General features: G+C 63.6%; 1 protein-coding gene and 1 pseudogene. Both read left to right on the top strand.

From position 1 onward, the window contains the following. On the top strand, positions 1 to 1,041 hold a 1,041-nt coding region (locus SAHL_RS02580), incomplete at its 5' end, for an FAD-binding oxidoreductase (RefSeq protein WP_123589852.1). A gap of 80 nt (positions 1,042 to 1,121) precedes the next feature. Further along, positions 1,122 to 1,192: pseudogene (locus tag SAHL_RS02575) on the top strand (transposase); the annotation flags it as partial.

Below are 1,192 nucleotides of genomic sequence, written 5' to 3'. Positions count from 1 at the left end.
CAGGTGCACGGCCTGGCCACTCCCGGCGGATTCATTTCCTCGACCGGCGTGGCGGGCTTAACGCTCGGCGGTGGCTTCGGTTATCTCTCCCGAAAGCGGGGACTGACCGTCGATAACCTGTGTTCGGTCGATCTGGTCACCGCCGCGGGCGAACTTGTGCGCGCCAGTGCCGATTGCAATCCCGATCTGTTCTGGGGCCTGAAGGGGGGTGGCGGCAATTTTGGCGTCATCACCTCGTTCGAGTTCGATCTGCACGCGTTGGGCCCGGACGTTCTCGCCGGGCCGGTGGTCCACGCCTTCGATGACGCACCGCACGTGCTGCGTGAGGTCACAAGCCTCATGCGGGACGCACCCGACGAGGTCTCGTGCCTGCCGGTGCTCCGGCACGCGCCGCCGGCGCCGTTCATTCCCGAGGCTTATCATGGCCGGATGATTCTGCTGCTGGCGCTGATCTATGCGGGCGACCCGGACGACGCCGAGGCGGCACTCGCGCCGCTGCGCGGCATCGGCGACCCCATCGCTGATGCGGTGGGCATAAAGCCGTATACCGCGTTTCAGTCGATGTTCGACGCGAGCGCTAATGCCGGTGCCCGCAACTACTGGAAAGGGCATTATTTTGATGCCTTGAGCGGCGAGGCCGTCGATGCCTTGTGCGAGCACGCAGCGCGGATGACCTCGAAGGAATCGGTGATCGGTATGCTGTCACTGGGCGGCGAAATCGCCCGGTGGCCCGCCGAGTCGGCGCCCTATCCGCACCGAAACGCTGCTTGGGTGCTCAATATTCAGGCGCGCTGGCGAGACGCCGTCGAGGACACGCGTCATATCACCTGGGCGCGCGAGACCTTTAACGCGGTGGCGCCGTTTACGACCGGCGGCGTCTATATAAACTTCATCAGCGGCGATGAAGGCACGGCCCGGGTACGCGCCGCCTACGGAGGCCGTATTCATGATCGCCTAGCGGCGCTTAAGGGCGAATGGGATCCAGACAATGTGTTTCATCTGAATCAGAATATTGCGCCCGCAGTCAGCGCGACAGCATGAGCGTGCTCTGGTACTTATAGTGCCCGGCGCTGAATGCACTTTGCATGCAGCGCCGGGCCGGCTCTCGCCGGGCCGCGCGCAAGACCGGCGCTGTGACGCTGATCCAGCGTTTCGGCAGTGCGCTGAACTTAAATTTGCACTTTCACATGTT

This window comes from Salinisphaera orenii subsp. halophila YIM 95161, from assembly GCF_003732545.1.
GTDB lineage: Bacteria > Pseudomonadota > Gammaproteobacteria > Nevskiales > Salinisphaeraceae > Salinisphaera > Salinisphaera orenii_A.
The sequence above is the reverse complement of the archived record's forward strand: the minus strand, read 5'-3'. Positions and strand labels throughout refer to the sequence as shown.